Genomic DNA, 18,728 nt, shown 5'->3' with positions numbered 1-18,728 from the left:
CGGGCGGCAGCATTACCGCCGCCCGGAAAAAATCCAAACCGTTGTCGGCTTGTCACAGCCTGTGCCTGCGGATGTAATAGTAGAAGAGGTGGCAGGCATCCGCCGCATTGTCATCCACCGGGACAATACCGTATCTGTCCTTGCAGGCCGCGACCATCTGCGTCTTGGTGGCGTGTCCGTCTCCCGTCGCCCATTTCTTGAGGACAGCCGGGTTGACGAACTCCGGTTCCGGGATATCCAGTTCATCGCACACTTCGAGCAGGATACCCCTGAGTTCCGAGAGCCGCCGCATGTCGTAGAAATGGCGGTTCACGCTCACATCCTCGGCCACGACGCGGCGGATGCCGTAACGACGGAGCAGCGAGAGCAGCGTAGTCCTGAAAGCGCCGTGCATCTTGTTGCCGTTGCGCCGTTTGCTTTCGGTGAAGTTCCATGTCCCGGCCTCATGCAGGGAGAAGTATCCGGTATGCGTGGCGATGTCCAGCGCCAGTACCTGCTCCCGGGTCAGTACGCTATTCTCCGAGTCTCGATTCGCCATTCTCTTTCACGATTACCAGTTTATGCGGATAGCCTTCAGCCACATTCCCGTGCGAGACTACCAGCACGGTACCGCCGAGCGAGTTCAGCGCCTCGAACATGGAGGCCAGCCCCGCTTCATCGACCGCCTCGAGTATCTCGTCCAGCACGAGCAGATCCAGTCCCTTGTCCCCGTCGCAGTTGCTGTTCACGAGTTTCTGCATGGCAAGGATGGTCGCCAAATTCACACGGGCGGCTTCGCCTGCCGAAAACTTGCCGAACGAGCCGCAGTCCATGCCGTCGCGCAGCAGTGAGATGGAGATTTTCTCCCTTACCTTACCACTCTTGAGGACGGTATACCCGTCGAAGCGGATACGGATGTCGCTGCCGATGTCTTGCAGGAACTCGTTGGTGATACGGCTGAGCGCCTCGATTTTCGTGTTGGCCAGATAGGTCTTGAACTGCACGAACCGTTCCCGCTGTATCTCCAGGGCACGGACCCGGGCATCGACGGCCGTCTTGCGCCCTGCCGCCTCGTTGGACTTCCCGCGCGTTTCACGGAGAGTGTCCTTGAGCGATTGTATGAGGTCGGGTGAAGCCGCCTCATCCAGCTCCCGGATCGTGGCCTGCAAAGTGTCGATGGCGCAGGCCGCAGCCTGTATATCTTCCTTGCCTACCCGTATGCCGCGGTTCAGTGCGGCATTGCGCTCGTCTATGAATCCGAACACCTCGTCGAATACCTTGCGGCGGACACCTTCGATTTCACTTTGCAGGGCGGTAATTTCGGAAGCGATGCGTTTATGCCCGCTTTCCACCTCTTCCACGTGGCGGGTGGCATTCCTGATGGCCCGTTCGTGCCCGGCCAGCTGCTCCTCCCATCCGGTGCGTCTGCCTTCCAATATCCGGCGCTCATGGTTCAGCCGGTTCTGCTGCAACTCCACGGCATCCGTCTCCTCCTGCTTCTCATCGATACGGCCGTTGATTTCCGTGAGCTGCCGTTGACGGAGCTTCAGTTCCTTCATGCCGGCCTCGATGTCGAACTGTGGTTCTGCCACCAGAAACTCATGCCCGCAGAAAGGACAGGTGATGGAGCCGGCCAGTTTGTTCGAGAGGCCGTCAATACCGGCAGAAACGATACGCCGTTTATGACGCAGTTCCTCGATGCTGCCGGACAGGTCGCGCAGACGGATGTCGATTTCCCGCAGTCTCTCCGCAGTCGTATCGGACTGATCCCTGTATGCCTCACAGAATGCGGCATACTCCTTCTTGAACTGTTCCCAGCCGTCAGTCCTGTTTTTCAGTTCCTGTTCCGCCTGCTTCAAGACGGCATCGCAATCCTTCAGCCGCTCTGTGGCGGTCTGTAACCGTCCTTTCTTTTCGGCAATGACCTTGTCCCAGTCCGTCTGCCGGGCATCGGGAAAGAGGGACATCATTTCCGCTATCTTTTCCAGACATGCTTCCAATGCGGTATCTCCGGCTTCCAGTTCCTGCAAAGCCTCGTCCGCCCGCTGCACTCCGGCAAGCTGTTCCTCAAGCCTGTCCACGTTCTCGTGCCCGGTACGGATCTGCTCCCTCTTGGCCGCTATGGCCGTTTCCAGTCCCATGATACGTTCCACACGGGTACGCCCCCGCTCGGCTCCGGCTTCCTCCTCCTTGCGTATCTGCTCCTGTAACATCCCGATACGCCCGTCCAACCCGGCCAGTTCCAGTTCCACCTGCCGTTTCTTTTCAGAGAGCGGCACGATGTCTTCCTCCACTTTGGCGATGGCTTCATCCACCAGGATACCGTTGGAAAAGCGGTTGATGACCTCTTTCTTCTCCTTGTCCGATGACGAGAGGAAATCCTCATACCGGTATTTGGAAAGGATGAAATTGTTGAGCAGCTCGTCGCGTGTGATACCCAGTTTGTCAAGAATATACCGGTTATAGGCATCCACCGAAGGCTGTACCGCTTCATCGGTTACCACCTGCTTGCCGCCACGGTAAAGCGTACAGCTGACAGAGGAAGCCCCCTTGCGCGGGATACGGCGGTTGACGAGCAGTTCCTCGGCGGCGGAATCGTTGATGAAACGCAAAGCGATACGGCATTCTTCCGCTGCATCGTTGATAATCTCCTCCGAGCGTATCTTTCTAAGCGGGCTGCCCGTGATACCCACGGCAATGCATTCCAACAGGGCAGACTTGCCGGCCCCGTTCGACTGCTGGGACTCATTGTCCCGGTTATCGCCGAAAATCAATGTCGTCACGCCTTGCCGCAGCATGTAGGACAGCGAACGGAAGGCGCAGAGATTTTCGGCTTCTATCGTCTTTAATTTCCACATGATCTGTTTTCTATTCTAGATAAATACTCCAATCCCATCGACACATCCTCGATCTGTTTCTCCCGGCAGAAGTCCTCGTAGGTTTCCCGGATGCGGCGGCTGTCGAATTTCTCGAAGAGCGAAGAGGATACCGCCTCCGGCAGCTGCTCGTCATCGGCAACCAGTTCTACCTTCGCCGCTCCGGCTTCCAGCAAGGCGGCTTTGTCCACCGATTTCATCGCGGCGGCAGGTGCATGGACACGCACCTTGACCTTGTAGCGACCATCGGCCTCCATTTCACGCAGCTCGTCCATCAGGTGCAACCCGGCACGTTCCGCCGGCATATCCATGACACGGTACCGCATGTTCACGCGGTTCTTGACAAACTCGTACGTGCCGTCCGTATACAGCACCGTGTATCCTTTCTCCTCGTCCTCCCCGAAGTTATGCTGGCGCGAGGAACCGATATATTCGATTCCCGTCCCCGGAATGACGGTACGGTTGTGGTAATGGCCGACAAAGACCTTGTCGAAAGGAGAGAATATCCTGGCAGGCAGTTCCTTTTCCGAAGGCTGTGCCAATGCCCCGTTGATACCCTCATGGATGTAGAGGAAGTGCTCCGGTTCTCCGGAAAGCGCTTCCGCAGCCAATCGTCCGAGCCTTTCGGCAAAAGAGCCGTCTTCCGGAAAATAGCTCATTACATGGAGCGCGAACTTCCATTCCGGGCGGCACAGGGTCAGGTACTCATCCACGACAGTCACATTCGGATGCCGGTCGAAGACATGACAATATCCGCGCAGGGATTCCTGGTTCACCTTGTCGTGGTTCCCTTCCGCCAGCGTGACATGAATGTCATGGTCCGCGGCGGATACAAGCATATCCCTGACGGCCAGCAGGACATCGAGTGTCTGGGCGGCACGGGAAAAGAACAGGTCTCCTCCGACAACCACTTCCCGGATATCCCGTTCCCTGCAAATTCCCATGGCCTCCTGCCAGTTGGCCTGGAATGCAGGGATGTTGTCTTTCGAGATGTGGATGTCATTCAATAACAAAAGGCAGGGTTTGTTCTCTTTCATACTAAGTGATTGTGATTAGGACGGGAGGCCCGGATGCCTCCCGTCGGATTAGAATTCAAGAACTTGTGAAAGGCTTATCTGCGGTGGCGGGGACGCCCGGCACGCTCTTCCGTTTCCTCCGGCTGCTCTTCTTCCTCCCCGGGGACATCCTCCGGTTCGTCACTGGGCTTCGGACCCTCCATCTCGCTTTCGATCAGGTCGAGTAGTTCCCGGTTGCTCGTGGAGCGTGTGACACGCACGGAGAGCCCTTCCTGCTCGATGTAGCCGCGGATCATCGCACGCAGCTCCTGGCCTTCCTCGGTCTTCTCACCGAGTTCCTGCCGCTGAAGCTCGTCATAACGTTCGAAAAGGTCGTCCAGCGAGATGCCTCCGCCTTCACGCCCGTTTTCTCTGTTATCTTTCGTACGGCGGTCGAACGAGAACGCGGATATATCCTCCTTGGGCAGTTCACCGTCCAGCGTGTCGATGACCGTCTTCATTTCATCCGTCTCCATGAGCGACATGCCGTAGATACCGTCGCACTGTTTGAGGAACTCGACGGTGGCTCCCAGATGATAACGGGTGTAGCGGTAGATGATTTCCGGGATACGCGGCGCACCCATCAGGGCGGTCAGCTCCTCCTTGGTCAACGGTACCGGTTCCGATTCGTTGTCAATGGAAATGACATACTCGGTCTTGGCTCCGTTCTTGCGCTTTTCAATCTCCACCGGATAGGCGTCATACACCGAGGAAATCGGGCACGGGTAAGACGGATTCTTGGCCAGTTTCTTGCTCCACAGCTTGAACTTCCTCTCATCCAGATCCTTGAACTGGGCATGGGAAAGGGTCATCATCTGCACGCCTTTGGCTCGTTCACCCAGGTCGAATACATAGAGACAGTGGCCGTAACTGTATTTCAGACCGCCTCCGAACGAGCCCCCGGCAATCTTTTCCGCCAGTTTGTCGTCCCCGTCCTCTTTTGCGGCTTCGACGGCCATGCGGCGGTAAGTCTCGATGGGATCAACGCTATATCCGGCATCGGTAGCGCGGGTGACAGTGACATACATCTTTTGGGGCTTGTTCCCCGTAGCGGGTTTCTCCAGCTCCAGAAGCAGCTGGTGGACGGGATACTCATAGCCCGGACGTGTCGGCGAGCCGTCCGGATTGGGAGCGATGGGCAGGATACGGAGACGGTAAGTCCCGAACTTGTCCATGCGGAAGAACTCCGTACGGGCGAACGCCCTGTTCTCCTCCTGGGCACGCAACTGTGCCTCCTGATAAGATTCCTGAACGCCGAGGAACATTTCCTCGACAGACATGCCTTCCATGCCGTTGTTCTTTTCTTCTTCTTGCATAAACGCTTTGTTTTATGGATTTAAAAATGCCCGAAGAATGCGACACGGTATACCCGCATCGCAAAGAAACTGGTAACAGGACGGACGGGTTCGGTTGCACCGTCCGCGTTCAACTGATAAAATTGGGAGAGGATGTCTCGCTGACCGTATCCCGAAAGAGGATACTCATTTGACAATATGGAAAGGTCTTGCAGCGACCGTGGAATACAAAATTAGGCAAATTACCCGGAACAGCCATACATGTACATGAATGTTTCTCACCGGCATTGTCCTTCAGCGCATTACCGTTTCATTTTAAGAATGCTTTTAATCTCTCCGAGCAGTCTGTCGCCGCCCGGCGCGTTCCGCGCTTCGGCAAGCAGCCTCCTGCGGTTCCGGCGGATATACTCTTCTCTCTTGCGGCGGCATATGCCTTCATAGTAGGCTTTGCGCTCCGGCGTGAGCCGTTTCCCGCGCCGGCAATAGACCCCGTCCCGGCGGTACTCGTCCAGGTAGCGGCGGAACTTCGCCTTGCCGCAGGAAGGGTCTTTCGATGCCTCCGCCACCGACCGTATGACCTGCCAGTCCGGCTCGAAGGGCTGCTGCGTGGCGCATAACCTGCGGAGCAGATGATAGACTACCGGCATCTCATACCGGAGCATGAAGCCTATCCGTGTCTCGTCGAAAGGAAAGCGCTTAAGCGTCCCCTGCGGTCTTCCGTCTTCTCGCTTTCGGGGCTTCTGCTGCCGGGGAGACGGTTTCTTCTGCGGCTGCCGCCTGATTTTCTTCTGTTTCATGATGTTGCGGTTGAATGGTTTGCTGTACGGTTTCACGGACGGGAACGTTCCTGCGCTCCGCAATCCTCCGGCGGCTTTCAATATCGCCGTTTACATTGAGTTTATGTTTCATGACTATACAAAATAGGTGAAGTTGAGTTCTACATTGACATTGTACATACCGCGCTCGTAAAGCTGTATCCTGCGCGAACCGCCGTAGATGGTGAACGAGGAGCCCCGGTTGTACTTGTGGTCATCGTTCCAGTCAGCGGCGCTGCAGCGCACGCTGTATCTCGGGGGCTGTATCTTGTTCGGGATGACGGCAACGATGCCGCCCCAGTTGCTGCCGTCCCTGCGTGCGGTATTGATATACCCCTGTATGGACACGATATTCCCGATCTGGCGGATAAACAGCCCCTGGGTATCTGTTCCCGAGCCGCTGTTCTCCATGTGCATCCATCCCGTATCCGCCAGCAGGGGCTGGTATTCTTCCGCATAGGCGGCTCCGATAGCGCGGCAGGCCTGCCGTTTCGCCTCCGCTGTCGGCAAGGACAGGTCGGAAAGTTTGCCGTCCTTGCGCAGGTAGTCCTTGACGATTTCGTCTTTGGACAGCACGTCCAACTTGTTCCGCAGGAGCTGCCGGGCTTCCATGGGGGATTTTCCTTGCCCGGTCAAAAAGTCGATGTAATCCTGGAACAGGTTTTCAAGCGCGGCGAAGCGGGCGTCCGCCCCGGCCTTGGTATACAGGTTCAGGTTGGTGGCGATGGTATCCTTTTCGGAAGCGTTGTAGCCGCCCATCAGCCGCTCCGCCTTTTTCTTGAGTTCCCTGACAACCTGCGAGGTCATCACGTATCCCTCGACCTGCGCGTGCGAAATGCCGCCTTCATCTATGTAGGCGAACGAACCGGTCTTGATTTCCAGCAGTTTGTCCCTGAGTTCGGGTGTGAAGACAATGCCCTCGTAAGCGGAGTCAGTCCCGAGCTTGCCGTCCATCATCCGGTCTATCTCGGCCGTGGAATAGACTTCGAGGTTCTTGCGTGCCTTGCCCTTGTCCGGAAGGTCGGACAGGTTCGAGGTCTTGGCCAGTTTCAGCTCCCCGGTACCTTTCTTTTCGGCATCGAGGGTATCCCTGACGGCCGCCTGCCGCTTTGCTTTCAGTTCGGCGGCTTCCTCTGCCGTCAGCCCGCTGATCTCGTCCGCCGTCAGGCGCACCAGCTCCTTCAATCCTTCGGAGATTTCCAGAAATACCTCCCCGGCTTCCGCTTTGGAATAGACATCGATATTCTTCCGGGCGGCAGCCTTGTCCATGACATCGGAAAGGTTCCCGTCGGCGGAGAGTTTCATTTTCAAAGCCGCCGCGACGGTTCCCGATGTGACATAACCTTCGCCGCCCTCCGTCAGTTCTCCGGTAGTGATAGCCGCCAGTTTCTTCCTGTATTCGGTCGTGAAGTCTTCGGTAGAGAGCTGTTTGCCTTCTACCACATCCACTTTCTTTCCCATCGCCTCCGTAAAGGCCCTGACGGTCACATAGGTGTCGGACACGGATTTTCCGTTGATTTTAAGCGTACCGAGCACATCCACCGCTCCCAAAGGGGCAAGCACGATGTCGCCCAGAGCGTTCCTCAGCGCAAAACGGAAACTGTCAGCGGTGTCGAAGCCGACGGTGGCGAGCAGCGCGGCGGCACTGTCGCGCCAGGTAATCAGGTTTGTCAGCCTGGCATTGTCTTTCGTATAGGCGGTATTCTGAATATCGATACCCCGTCCGGTGCTTTGCAGGGAGAGCAGTCCGCCGACCTGCAGGGTGGCGGTACGCCCGATGACTTTCAAAACAGGTGTGGTGCAGGCTTTTCCGTCATGCACGGCAAAGTCACGGTATTTTGTTCCGCCGCCCTCCGTGCCGTGGTAATTGATACGGATACAACCCTCATCCGTCACATCCGAGGTGTTATAGATGTCGTATCCCTTGATGCGGACAGCCCCGATCCGGGCGTTTTCATTCAGCGAAGTACCGCAGGATATGCCGTCTTCCGTAACCCTGGCCAGTTCCTTGCCTTGTTTCATGAAACTGAACGTGCCGTCCGTCCGGATGACAATCTCGTTGACAAGCAGACCGTGCAGGTAGGCACCGATGGCGGCATGGCCGTCCGCCTTGACGATGCCTTTGAGCATGTAGCCGTTCCCGCCGCTGACGGAGACGGCGGTCTTGGAGCTGATTTCTTTCTGCCCGGTGAACGTTCCGGCCAGCACCAGATCCTTCTTGACGGTCTGCCGGGCAAAAGGTGTATCGAGCAGGACAGCATAGCGGCCGAAGAACTTGTCGATGAACCGGGGTGCATAGCTCTCCGTCACCTCGATGGCCGCCGGCAGTTTGTCAGTAACCGGATCGACCGTATCCGGGACAGCCTTGGCTCCGGCACAGAGATAACAGGTACGCCCGCGCTTGTTGACCTCATTGGCGTAGACCACCGATTCATGCCGGTTGATTTCGTATATATAATAGGGATAGACAGCATCGGCGCAGCCGTCGAAACGGCGTACCTTTCCGCCGAGCCAGACATAACCCGGGGAGACGCGGGGACCCTCGATCTCGCATCCGGAGATGATGAAGTCCGAGCAGCCGTCAAAAACGGCACTCATGCTGAGAGCCAGTTCCTGCAAGTTCAGGATATCGTCCGAGTAGGTATACCGTCCGCCGGTTTCCGCAATATATTCTTTCATTGTCCTGTATTCTTATTGGGGGTGTATTCGTCTTCGTCGATCTTGATCAGGTAGGTCTTGCCTGCTGTCTTATAGGTGTTCACCACATAGGAAAGCATATAGACCAGTTCCCGCGGAGGTATGGTGACGGGCGGGACGCAGACCATGAAGCTGACCTTGTTGATCAGCTTCTCTTCCGCCAGCAGGTAGAACGGACGGGGGCGTTCCGCCTCATTGTCCGTTGTAACCTGTTCCCCGTTGTACCATACGGTGAAAGGACGCTGGTATTCCGCCCCTTCGTGGTACAGGTCCACACCGACACTCGTGCTGTCCTTGATGAAGATGCGGTCCTTGCCGTCCTTGATGTATTTACCGAACCGGTAGTTCAGGAACCACTCGAAATAGATGACCTGTGAGGTCATGCGCGCCTCGATATGCCGTTCCCGTGCAAACGTACGGAACCGTTCGTTCAGGCTTTGCAAGGGATAGAGGCAGCTCTGCACGAAGAGGATGAACCGCCGTCCCGACAGGTAGTGCGGCACGAGCCGGTTCACCGAACGGTCTATGGGCAGCTTATATCTCATGGTTTTCGACTTTGAGCGTGATGGCTTCCCGGAAGGTCGGCAGTTCCGACTCCTCGTCCTTGCGCGAGGACTCTTTCAGGTAGCCCGAGGCGGTGTATGTCATGCGGCCGACACGTTGCAGGGGCTGGATTTGCCCGTCCGTATCGTGGCAAGCAATAAACACGCCCTGCTCGGGGATTGCCGTCTCGTCGATATAGACGTCTGTAACGTGTTCGGCACGGCGTATGGCATCCGTCAGGCGGGAGACATAGACCGCAGCGTCGAAGTCGATGCCCATAATGTAGTCCCGGATACGGGTCTCGATGCTGTCGTACATCTCCGCCTCGGGAACGGCACCATCGTAGAAGACCGTAAGACGCGGCACCAGCACGTCGCCTTTGGTCGAGATGACCTCGATGCGTGTGCCGGCGAATTTCAGCTTGCCGATATAGGCATTGATGGGCACCAGCTCCTCGGCGGGAATAGCTTCCAGATGTCCTTTCGTGCCGGTAGCGATTTTCAGTACCAGCTTGCTGTCGAGGTTGCTGTCGTCCGTGCTCTCCACATAGGAGACCTGCGTAATGATGCGTTTGGTCTCATCGACCTGGGCATACCCGAAAGCCAGTCCGTCCTCGCGGACGGTCAGCTCGTCGCCCTGCTGGTATTGCAGCAGCGCATTGGCGTAGTAGTCCGGCGTGCCGTTGATCCGGTTGTTGATGGCTTCCGAGATATCCACCGCGAAGACATCAAGCAGCGTCTCGAAACTGTAGATGACAGCGGCTACGGTCCATAGGATACCGTTCATGACAGACAGCTTCGAGTCGCTGGCGAACTCCGTCAGTTCCAGCCGCCGGTTGCGTTCCTGCACGGCTTCATTGTATATCTCCTTAATCGTCCGGCTCATTCCACTGTATAGGTTATATCGTCGATAATGAATTTCCACGCGCCACCCTCATTCCAGGCCTCCTCGTGCAGGATGACCCATACGGCTTCCATGCCCGAGGCGATACGGTAGCGCCCCGTTTCGGTATCCCGGTCCGGCTCCCGATAGGTTCCCGTCGGGGCTGTAGGTAAAATGACCGTGCAATTCCGTCGGTCGCCGTAATGTTCCACAAGGGTTGTCAGGTAATGATCTATGACTGTCGGTTTCAGTCGGGCGGCGGAGAGGTCGAGTGTCATCAGTTCCCGGCATTCGGCAAGCGGTGCAAGATCGGCCAACGCGCAATTCGACAGGTTCAGGCTGTAGGTTCCGGAAAGCAGCCGCAGGCTCTCCAAGGAGAGTGTGGCGTGCGTGAGCGTCAGCTCCTCCACCGGCAGTGTCTGCACCAGTACCAACGACCGCGGTTTGAGCCCGCTCCAGTCGATACTCCGGAAGCAGGCATCGGTAAACCAACGGATACGACGCCTGTCCCTGACTTTGTTGTCGAAGGTATGGGTGAGCAGCTGCGGCGTGTCCGCGAGGAGGACGGTCTCGGTGTCGCTGTTGTCGCCCCAGTCGATTTCCAGCTGTCCCGCACCGGAAACGGCACACTGCACGGTGATGATCCCGGCAGCGAGCGTGAGGACGACAGCAAGCGGCAAGGTGAACGTTTTGGGATAGACATGCCGTTCACCGTTAGCGGGGACGATGCCGTGCAACCCGTTATAGGCGACTACATCGGCGCGGATAACGAAATCGTCCGTGTAGACAAGTTCCCGGCCGGCAGTCAATGTCGTGGCGAAGGAGAGATCGGGGTTGTTGATGAGCAAATCCACGACTCCCTCGATGCTGCCGTACAGGTACAGGGCCACATCGTAGATATTCTGTCCGGCTACGACCCTGTACTTACCCATCGTTCTCCTCCTTTTCCTCGGTTTCTAAAAGCAGCTCTCCCGTGGCAGAATCCATATAGGCATTCTTGATGACGACCTTGTCCGACAGGAATTCCGACTGCAGTTTGGCGGCAAGACCGTTGTTTTCCAGACTCGAATGCAGGTAGTCGACGAGGCCGACACCTGTCGTAGAATGTTGGTAGAGATTTCCGGCTGAAGCTTTCAGCAGAAACGTCTCGTTCTGGGCTTTGGCGGCTCCTATTTCGAAGTCGGTCTCTGAGCCGCTGTACACGGCAAGGTAACCGTCCCGTGACAGCAGGTTGTAGACTCCCTTCTCATTGAGGGAGAAAAATGCGGCCAGGGCGATATCGGCCGTGCCGGCTTCCGTCTCCGCCACGACGGGAAACCAATGTTTGCCCGTCGCAGGATTTCTCAGGTACTCCGTGCCGCCCGAACCGCTTTCCATAACCAGACGGACCGTCAGGCGGCGCATGTCGGGCGTATAGGGAATCCTGACATGGAACCCTTTGCCGTCGTTATACGTGTACACGAAGCCGACGGGGACGGTAATCTCTCCGTAGCGGAAGGTGTCGTTGTCCGCACCCGCGACGGCATCGAGCAGGCGGAAGTCGTAGAAACTCTTGCCGGCGATATTGCCGGAAGTCTCCACCTCACCGTATTCGGCGTCCATTGTTATGTCCTGTCTTGCCATGAACGATACTTCAACAAAAAGCCCGACCATACATCAGAGTACGACCGGGCACTCTTTTCAAAAGAGTAGCGGCAGAAAGAAAGGATGGTTTACTTCTCCTGAATGAAATCGTAGATGCGCGACACGGTAGCCCACATATCGTCCGGAAGCTCCTCGTCCGAGATGCGTTCGCAGGCTTTCCGGAGATACTCCATCTCGTCCCCCGAGAACTCCACGGCAAGCGGTTTCTCCTTCTCCACATCCCATTCGATGCGCTTGTCCTCGGCATTCTCGTGAAGACCGATGGCTTTGCGCTCCTCGTCCGGAATGGCGATCTTGCGCAGAATCTCTTTTTTGAGGTTGAAGTCCTTGAAGTTGCCCCGTGCCGGCAAAAAGGACGGCAGGTAAAGGCGGTCTTTGACTGACAGTTCCATATTATTTATGCATTTTGTACGTTACTCTTTTTTATTTCGTCGATCATGGTATCGAAATCATGAAACAGGGGTGCAAGCGGCTCTCCCATAGGAATGTTGCATGAAATAACGCCTTGTTCCATGTAGATGATACCTATCTGCGGAGCGTTCCCCGAGCCATCCGTATCCTTCTTGCGGATGGAGGCGTGGACGCGGGTCAGCGCGTCATTGACGATGGAATATTCCAACTGGTAGTCGGCATTCTCCGTGCTCTCTTCGGCAACCTTGGTTACCGTTACGTTGGTGATGTTCATAATTCGCTTCTGTTTTTATTAAGTGTAGGGATATTCCCAGCAGAAAAGTTTTTAATAAGAGTGATTTAATATCTGGTAATGGAACGAGGGGTAATTGGCGCACAATACCGTAATGGAGTCTCCCTTGGCTAACGTGTAACTGGCAAGATCCCCGTTGTGGTTACGGATATTGGTGAATACAAGGCTATTCCCCCAGTTGTAGTTGTAAATTAGGGTAAATATGCAGGCGAAGTCCGACGGCAGAGTCGAGTAACCGAACATGGTGGCCACGGACGATGCCGACGGCAGGGTCACGCTGTACTTCTGGTTGGCATAAACGAAAAAGATGTTGAACTGCGAGAAATCGATCGTGTAACCGCTGCCTGTGAAATAGACATTCTTGATCTTGTTGCCGATGCAGGCAGGGGCTATAACAGAGGCATTGGACCATATTCCGTAGTTACGGTTACCGTTTTTGACATCGATATAAAGCCCGTAGTTGTTATTAAAGATGCTGTTCACCTTGTTGTTCACAATACGTCCGGTGGCACATGATCCGCCGGCGGATGCCGGTATGGTGTTGCTGCCGAACAGGACATACGAAATGGTGTCCCCCACGCGGAACAGGTCGTCGTAGATGGCAAGGCCGCCGCCTGAGCCGGTTCCTGTCGCCGTCGAGCCGATGCGCCCCTGACCGATGACGAATCCCCCGATGGTGCCGGCATTGGCGTTGATGGTGCCCGTCATCGTGACATTTCCCGAGGCGTCCCATTTGATATTCTGGTTGGCCAGATAACCCGATCCGTCATTGGCAAAGGAGATTTTCCCGCACCCGAACGTGGCGGAACCGTCCGTGTTCAGCGCCCAATAGTTTACTCCGGTGGAAGGGTTGTCGTGGTAAATATATCCTGAAGCCCCCATAACGATGCGGTGCCCCGAGGCCGGAGCCGAAGCGGTCAGGGCGCTTGTTCCGAGAATCCAGCCGCCGATCTTGCCGCTCACGGCCGTGATACCGTTCCTGTCCAGCGTGACCTTTACGCTATTGTTCGCATCCTTGACGGAGATGCTGCCGTTATAGCTGCTCCCTCCGACAGTCAGGGCGGAATCCACGATAATCTGGTTGGCGCGTACGGTTCCCGTGTAAATGCCGTTGGCATCGATGGTGGTCGTGTATTTCTCCGTGGAGGTAAGGTCGAAGACCGTGGCATAGGCCACATACCAGATGACAGGCGTATCGGAAGTCCCCTGCGTGCCGTCCACGTAGAAGAAATGGGTGCTGGAAAAATCGGCGGTGCCGCACACGACCTTGTAGACGTATTCTTTCCAGTCGCCCGTGCCGGCGTTCGACGTAAGCCACCGGTGCGAACCTCCCGTGCCGACGCTGTTCGTCGCCCAACAGAGATTTCTGCCGGCGGGGATCTTGGCGATAATGCGGGCGACGAGCACCTTGCGGTAACCGCATTTCGCCCCGAAATAGAAGCCTCCGTTGCGAGGGCTGGCACTGCCGCTGGTCTGGATTTTCAGGACATACTTGCTGTCATTGGGTGCCGTGGCATCCTGCTGCCGGGTAACGGTCACCATACCGTTCTGGGAGTTGTTGTAAACCACGACACCGTTGTTTCCGTTCCAGAAAGTCGGGTCGCGGTAGAGCATCTTCCCGAACGCCATGGCCGAAGCGAGTTCCTGCGCCGTCGTGATGCCCGTAGTCCACTGGGCGGATACGGATGCGGCAAAGGTAACCGTGCCGGCGGCATTCCATGAGATATTACCCGAGGCTATGTGCCCAGACCCGTCGTTGTTCAGACTCCATTTCGTGGAGTTGGCGATAGATCCGTCGCTGCCCAGCGAGATGTTGTTTTTCCAGATATGGTTGTGGTCGAAGGCCCACCCCGCGATACGGTTGTATACCTCCTTGCTGCCGCTTTTGGTATAGTTCACCGAGAGGCAGAAGTATTCCAGATTGTCCCATGACATCATCTGAAGACCTATGAATCCGGTCTTGACACTGTTGCCGGATGCCGCCACCTGCCCGAGGACGATATGCCCTGCATTGCTGCTCTGATACCACGTAAGGCATATACCCAGCGGCTTGTAGGCTCCCGTGTACCAGTAACCGCTGCCCGTGGAGGCGGAACGGATTTGCAACGGGATGGCACCCACAGCTCCGACGTTCCCTATGGTCATGTTGTCACTGCCGATGGAGAAACCGCCGATCTTGCCCTTCGTGAACGTGCAGCTGAGACCGTTGATGTAATCGGTATTGATAATGGACGACTTGATACCCACGGCATCGAGTTTCGAGGCGCTGATGCTGCCCGCGGCGATACGGTCTGCCGAAAGTGTTCCCGTCTTGATACTGCCGGCATCGATCGCCACGGCGTTGACCTGCGCCGCGGTAAGGGTGCCCGTGTAAATCCCTGTCGAGCCGATATAGGTCAGCGGGTGCGCCGCAAGCGTGCTGTCCGTGCTTTGCGCCAGAGCAATGAACCGATGGCGGCGGATCTCCTCCTCGACGGCAGCCGTGAGGGTGCGCGGCGCGGGGGCATAGGCTTGTGTGGAACCGCTCTGGAAGATAAGGTCGTTGCCGTAAGCGATTTGCGGAGCTGCCGGAATCGGCGAAGGACTATAACTGCTGCTCTCTATCGGCTGGTCGGAGTAGAGGTGGTACACGGCACCCGTATCGCCGCCGCCACGCAGGAAGACGGCGAACATGCAGTAGTTGCCGCACAGCTGCGCCCCGGCGAACATCCGGCAGTAGGTCTCGGAAAGGTCATAGATATCCCATGAATAGGCAATGCCACCCCAACCGCCGAAGTTGGTTTTGATAAGTACGATCAGACCTCCTTTGTGCGTGGATGTGTTCCACGAGACCGGAGCCTGCTCGGCATATCCCCGACGGACGAGAATGGTACGTTTGATGTTCTGGTCGCCACCTTTGAAAACGACTGGATAATAGGTCGCTTCGTCGCCGTTGATGATGAGTTTCTTGTAATATCGATAGCCGAAGTTCGTAACCTTGGCCGCTTCGATGTCGTTCTTCCATTGCAGCGATACGGAAGCCCCGAACGTAACGTTCCCGGCAGTGTCCCATGCAATGTTGCCCGAGGCGATCTGCCCCGAACCGTCGTTGTTCAGTTTCCATTTCGTGGAGTTGATGATCGAGCCGTCGCTGCCCAGCGACACGTTGCCCTTGCGAATGGAAGTCGTGTCGATCGTCCAGCCGGCTATGCTGTTGCTCGAACCCAGCTGTGCCACGCAGTACCCTGCACTGTCCGTGGTATAGAGCCCGAAGTCCGTGTCGCTGTTGTAGTAGAGCTGCACCCGCTGCCCGCTAGCGACACCCGAATTGGCCCCGTACACCGCGATGCGTCTGTTGCCGCTGTCTATCGAGATATGCGTGGCAGTGAGGGCCGAAGCCCCGATCATCCAGCCGCCGATTTTTCCTTTGGTGAAGGTACAGCTCAGGCCGTTGATATAGTCCGTGTTGATGATGGAGGACCTGATGCTGGCGGCATCGAGCTTCGAGGCCGCTATACTGCCTGCCGCTATGCGGTCGGCGGAGATGGTTCCTGCGGTAATCTGCGAGGCGGTGATACTGCCGGTATAGATTCCGTCGGCCGTGATCTTCGTCAGCTTGGGATAGCCGCTGCCGCCCAAAGCCGTGGTGAGGGAGCCGATAGGTGCCGTCCACAAGGCACTGACCGTCGAGGCGAACGTGACGTTGCCCGAAGCGTCCCACGCGATGTTGCCGCCCGCGACCGCTCCGGCTCCCGAGGCATCCAGCCGCCATTTATAGCCCCGGATACCGTTCGAGCCGAGCGTAATGCTACCTGCGGCAGAGGTGCAGCTCCCCACAGTGTTGTTCTTCGTACCCCGGTAAAGGGAGTCGGCATCCACCGTCCAGCCGCCGATTTTCCCTTTTGTAACGTTCAAGGTCAGAGCTTCGATGTTTCCGGCGGTAATCAAGGAGGCTTTCAACGCCGCCGTGTCGATGCGTGCCGCAGCGATAATCCCCGATGTGATCTGGGAAGCACTGATGGAAATCGTCTTAATCGTATCGGCCGAGAGTGTTCCGGTAAAGACGCCGTCCTTGTCGATGTAGGTCGCACCGACCCAGTTCAGACTCACTCCGCTGCCGAACTCGACCTTGCCTGTCGTGGCGTTATACCTGACATACTGGTCGCCATAACCCAACTGGGCGTTACCGCCGTTATCTACATAGAAGGTTTTGTAGCCATCCCTAAATCCATAGATGCCGTTTACCGCCTCTGCGGCGATCGTTCCCGAGGAGGTCTTCGTATTGAGTGTAAACGAGCCTATGGCTATCCCGGAGACGGTGCCGTCGCTGTTTTTCGTGCCCGCAAAGAGTTTGGGGGTGATGACCGTGTTGCCGTTGATGAGCGTCTTACCCGTATTCCACTCCTTGACCCAGTCGAGCATGTCGGCATCGACCCCGTCCTTGCCCGGGATACCCGCCTTGGCTTTCGACCAGACGAACGACAGATGATAGACAATACCGGAAATTGTCACGGGAATATCTATTGTTCCGTGGTCGGCGAGGGTCGTCGTACCGGCGGTGATAACGTAGGTTAAGGTCTTCGTGCCGTTATTGACGGTAACGGATGAGAATCCCGCCGGCTTACCCACCGCACCGATGGTAAAGGCCGTGAGTTCCTCGTCCCCGCACATCACCCGTACGGTCGAGGTGAGAGTGACGGACGAGAGAATCTTCCCCGTGTCATCCGCGGGGAACACGTATTCACCCAAAGACTGGGTTATGGTATACCCGTCCTTCTGGACATAGATGGTCGCCTGTCCCCGGGCGATGAGAATCTTTGCCATGAAACCTTTTTCTGAAAGTATAGTGCGGAATGATTCCGGCAGGTTGCGGATTTTTTTTCGTGTAAATGATATTATTATAAAAAATATTTGTATTTTTGTAATTGGAAATGGTTCCGGGCGGTTCGCCGCCACGGATGAAAAGGGAATCCGGTGAGAATCCGGGACAGTACCCGCTGCTGTAAGTCCCCTCAAGGTTGCCGCAACCTGCCACTGGTGTAATGCTGGGAAGGCGCGACGACTGGGACGAGTCAGAAGACCTGCCATGACCGGAAAAGGATTTACACCCGCGGGAGAAAATCGGGTTGCGATCAGATACGGAATGCCGTAGGAGTCATTCTCATATTTGAAGACAAACATAATCCCGTTCGTGTAAACCTGCGCGAACGGGATTTTTTGTGTTTGTTAAAAATATGTTTTATTAAAAAACAAGTAAGCTATGAAAAGAAATTTACGCTTTCTGGCGGGAGCTTTCCTGTTGACGGCAACCGCCCTGTTCACCGGCTGTAATTCAGACGATGACTTTTTGATGAATCCTCAAACTGATTCAGTAACTCCCGAAACCCGAGCCAACTTTAATGATGATGGCACTACAACCATTACATTCGATGACTTCGATGAAACATTCATGGCGGTTTCGCCTAAAGCAGAGAACTACTACACGCTTTATGGATATACTGCAGAGAACCAAATCAGGGAAATATACGATCCCGATTTTGTGTTTGTCTCCGACATGAATACTGTAACCAATTCTTATGGAGCGTATACTGAATTTTCCAGTGGTGCCATTGCGTTGTCGAAATACAATTATCGTTCTGATTCTGCTGCCGGCAAGACTTCTGGAACTAATTGGTGGTATACTTGGGAGAATCAATGTAGTGTCTATAATACAGCATCCACAGATGGGGCCAATACAGGGGCAGGTCACAGCGGTTCCAATTTTGCTGTTGTATACGGCTACTCTGATTTCGGAAATACGGAGTGGATGGCCAAACCTGAATTCTATTTTGACTCCCCTCGCAAATTCAAGGGTTTATGGTATTGTAACACAGCATATACCTATGGTGTGATTATAAATGGTAATCAGTTCGGAACATCGGGTGTTGCAACACCGTTGAGTAATCTGAAAGATTCTGACGGCAACAATATAGGATATTTCCAAGTCAACATCGAATGTTATGACGTAGATGGAAATTTGATCACCACTGTATCGAAATTGTTGGCCGACTACCGATATGATAAACCAACAGTGTCCCCCGTAACTACATGGACATATTGGGATATTAATGTAGCGGATGTGCAAAGTGTAAAATTCAATTTTGAAGGATCTGATGTCGATCCTATATATGGACTCAATACTCCGGCGTATCTTTGTATAGACGACGTTACAATAGAATAACAATTTAATATAGTTTGGCATAGAACTGATTTCAGTTCTA

Annotated in this window: 15 protein-coding genes and 1 riboswitch; of the genes, 1 reads left to right on the top strand and 14 read right to left on the bottom strand. The window is 55.5% G+C overall.

Annotation, left to right across the window (positions count from 1 at the left end; genetic code table 11):
* Positions 1-52: 52 nt before the first annotated feature.
* From WMO46_RS13725 to WMO46_RS13660, 14 genes are all read right to left on the bottom strand, one after another.
* The gene (locus WMO46_RS13725; protein WP_004293563.1) at positions 53-538 is read right to left on the bottom strand and encodes a crossover junction endodeoxyribonuclease RuvC; all 486 of its coding nucleotides are present in this window, start codon (positions 536-538) and stop codon (positions 53-55) included.
* Complete coding sequence (locus tag WMO46_RS13720) at positions 513-2,837, bottom strand: hypothetical protein (RefSeq protein ID WP_004293564.1); 2,325 nt, start codon at positions 2,835-2,837, stop codon at positions 513-515. The genes WMO46_RS13725 and WMO46_RS13720 overlap by 26 nt, the downstream gene beginning before the upstream one ends.
* The gene (locus tag WMO46_RS13715; RefSeq protein ID WP_004293565.1) at positions 2,825-3,892 is read right to left on the bottom strand and encodes a metallophosphoesterase family protein; all 1,068 of its coding nucleotides are present in this window, start codon (positions 3,890-3,892) and stop codon (positions 2,825-2,827) included. Before WMO46_RS13715 ends, WMO46_RS13720 begins: the two co-directional genes overlap by 13 nt.
* A 74-nt stretch (positions 3,893-3,966) precedes the next feature.
* Positions 3,967-5,226 carry a hypothetical protein gene (locus WMO46_RS13710; RefSeq protein WP_004293566.1) on the bottom strand — a complete coding sequence of 420 codons (1,260 nt, stop codon included), beginning with the start codon at positions 5,224-5,226 and terminating at the stop codon, positions 3,967-3,969.
* Positions 5,227-5,507: 281 nt separating this feature from the next.
* Positions 5,508-5,867 (bottom strand): hypothetical protein, encoded by a 360-nt coding sequence (locus WMO46_RS13705; RefSeq protein WP_224241394.1) that lies wholly within the window; start codon positions 5,865-5,867, stop codon positions 5,508-5,510.
* A gap of 34 nt (positions 5,868-5,901) precedes the next feature.
* Entirely contained in the window at positions 5,902-6,114 is a 213-nt protein-coding gene (locus WMO46_RS13700; RefSeq protein WP_191835317.1) for a hypothetical protein, read from the bottom strand.
* Positions 6,115-6,116: 2 nt separating this feature from the next.
* Positions 6,117-8,699 (bottom strand): hypothetical protein, encoded by a 2,583-nt coding sequence (locus tag WMO46_RS13695; RefSeq protein WP_004293569.1) that lies wholly within the window; start codon positions 8,697-8,699, stop codon positions 6,117-6,119.
* Positions 8,696-9,262: a hypothetical protein gene (locus WMO46_RS13690; RefSeq protein WP_004293571.1), complete on the bottom strand. Its 567-nt coding sequence runs from the start codon at positions 9,260-9,262 to the stop codon at positions 8,696-8,698. Before WMO46_RS13690 ends, WMO46_RS13695 begins: the two co-directional genes overlap by 4 nt.
* A complete protein-coding gene (locus WMO46_RS13685; protein ID WP_004293574.1) occupies positions 9,252-10,145 on the bottom strand; it encodes a hypothetical protein in 894 nt (297 codons plus the stop codon). The genes WMO46_RS13690 and WMO46_RS13685 overlap by 11 nt, the downstream gene beginning before the upstream one ends.
* Positions 10,142-11,074 carry a hypothetical protein gene (locus WMO46_RS13680; protein WP_004293575.1) on the bottom strand — a complete coding sequence of 311 codons (933 nt, stop codon included), beginning with the start codon at positions 11,072-11,074 and terminating at the stop codon, positions 10,142-10,144. The genes WMO46_RS13685 and WMO46_RS13680 overlap by 4 nt, the downstream gene beginning before the upstream one ends.
* Entirely contained in the window at positions 11,067-11,744 is a 678-nt protein-coding gene (locus tag WMO46_RS13675) for a hypothetical protein (protein WP_004293576.1), read from the bottom strand. The genes WMO46_RS13680 and WMO46_RS13675 overlap by 8 nt, the downstream gene beginning before the upstream one ends.
* A 110-nt stretch (positions 11,745-11,854) precedes the next feature.
* Positions 11,855-12,178 carry a hypothetical protein gene (locus tag WMO46_RS13670; RefSeq protein WP_004293577.1) on the bottom strand — a complete coding sequence of 108 codons (324 nt, stop codon included), beginning with the start codon at positions 12,176-12,178 and terminating at the stop codon, positions 11,855-11,857.
* A gap of 5 nt (positions 12,179-12,183) precedes the next feature.
* Positions 12,184-12,471 carry a hypothetical protein gene (locus WMO46_RS13665; protein WP_004293578.1) on the bottom strand — a complete coding sequence of 96 codons (288 nt, stop codon included), beginning with the start codon at positions 12,469-12,471 and terminating at the stop codon, positions 12,184-12,186.
* A 51-nt stretch (positions 12,472-12,522) separates the two neighbouring features.
* On the bottom strand, positions 12,523-17,292 hold the full coding sequence (locus tag WMO46_RS13660; RefSeq protein WP_004293579.1) for a hypothetical protein: 4,770 nt from the start codon (positions 17,290-17,292) through the stop codon (positions 12,523-12,525).
* 91 nt (positions 17,293-17,383) lie between these two features.
* Positions 17,384-17,571: riboswitch (cobalamin riboswitch) on the top strand.
* Positions 17,572-17,728: 157 nt separating this feature from the next.
* Between WMO46_RS13660 and WMO46_RS13655 the strand changes: the two genes are divergently transcribed.
* Positions 17,729-18,688 (top strand): DUF4465 domain-containing protein, encoded by a 960-nt coding sequence (locus tag WMO46_RS13655; RefSeq protein ID WP_004293580.1) that lies wholly within the window; start codon positions 17,729-17,731, stop codon positions 18,686-18,688.
* Positions 18,689-18,728: the final 40 nt, after the last annotated feature.

The sequence above is a fragment of the Alistipes intestinihominis genome, assembly GCF_040095975.1.
In the GTDB taxonomy this organism is placed as follows: Bacteria; Bacteroidota; Bacteroidia; order Bacteroidales; family Rikenellaceae; genus Alistipes; species Alistipes senegalensis.
Note: the sequence above shows the minus strand (reverse complement) of the source record. Positions and strands in the feature narration are given on the sequence as shown.

Excerpts from the sequence above, each read along its gene's own strand:
- WMO46_RS13725 (WP_004293563.1), bottom strand. The coding sequence starts at position 538 with ATGGCGAATCGAGACTCGGAGAATAGCGTACTGACCCGGGAGCAGGTA.
- WMO46_RS13720 (WP_004293564.1), bottom strand. The coding sequence starts at position 2,837 with ATGTGGAAATTAAAGACGATAGAAGCCGAAAATCTCTGCGCCTTCCGT.
- WMO46_RS13715 (WP_004293565.1), bottom strand. The coding sequence starts at position 3,892 with ATGAAAGAGAACAAACCCTGCCTTTTGTTATTGAATGACATCCACATC.
- WMO46_RS13710 (WP_004293566.1), bottom strand. The coding sequence starts at position 5,226 with ATGCAAGAAGAAGAAAAGAACAACGGCATGGAAGGCATGTCTGTCGAG.
- WMO46_RS13705 (WP_224241394.1), bottom strand. The coding sequence starts at position 5,867 with ATGCTCCGGTATGAGATGCCGGTAGTCTATCATCTGCTCCGCAGGTTA.
- WMO46_RS13700 (WP_191835317.1), bottom strand. The coding sequence starts at position 6,114 with ATGAAACATAAACTCAATGTAAACGGCGATATTGAAAGCCGCCGGAGG.
- WMO46_RS13695 (WP_004293569.1), bottom strand. The coding sequence starts at position 8,699 with ATGAAAGAATATATTGCGGAAACCGGCGGACGGTATACCTACTCGGAC.
- WMO46_RS13690 (WP_004293571.1), bottom strand. The coding sequence starts at position 9,262 with ATGAGATATAAGCTGCCCATAGACCGTTCGGTGAACCGGCTCGTGCCG.
- WMO46_RS13685 (WP_004293574.1), bottom strand. The coding sequence starts at position 10,145 with ATGAGCCGGACGATTAAGGAGATATACAATGAAGCCGTGCAGGAACGC.
- WMO46_RS13680 (WP_004293575.1), bottom strand. The coding sequence starts at position 11,074 with ATGGGTAAGTACAGGGTCGTAGCCGGACAGAATATCTACGATGTGGCC.
- WMO46_RS13675 (WP_004293576.1), bottom strand. The coding sequence starts at position 11,744 with ATGGACGCCGAATACGGTGAGGTGGAGACTTCCGGCAATATCGCCGGC.
- WMO46_RS13670 (WP_004293577.1), bottom strand. The coding sequence starts at position 12,178 with ATGGAACTGTCAGTCAAAGACCGCCTTTACCTGCCGTCCTTTTTGCCG.
- WMO46_RS13665 (WP_004293578.1), bottom strand. The coding sequence starts at position 12,471 with ATGAACATCACCAACGTAACGGTAACCAAGGTTGCCGAAGAGAGCACG.
- WMO46_RS13660 (WP_004293579.1), bottom strand. The coding sequence starts at position 17,292 with ATGGCAAAGATTCTCATCGCCCGGGGACAGGCGACCATCTATGTCCAG.
- WMO46_RS13655 (WP_004293580.1), top strand. The coding sequence starts at position 17,729 with ATGAAAAGAAATTTACGCTTTCTGGCGGGAGCTTTCCTGTTGACGGCA.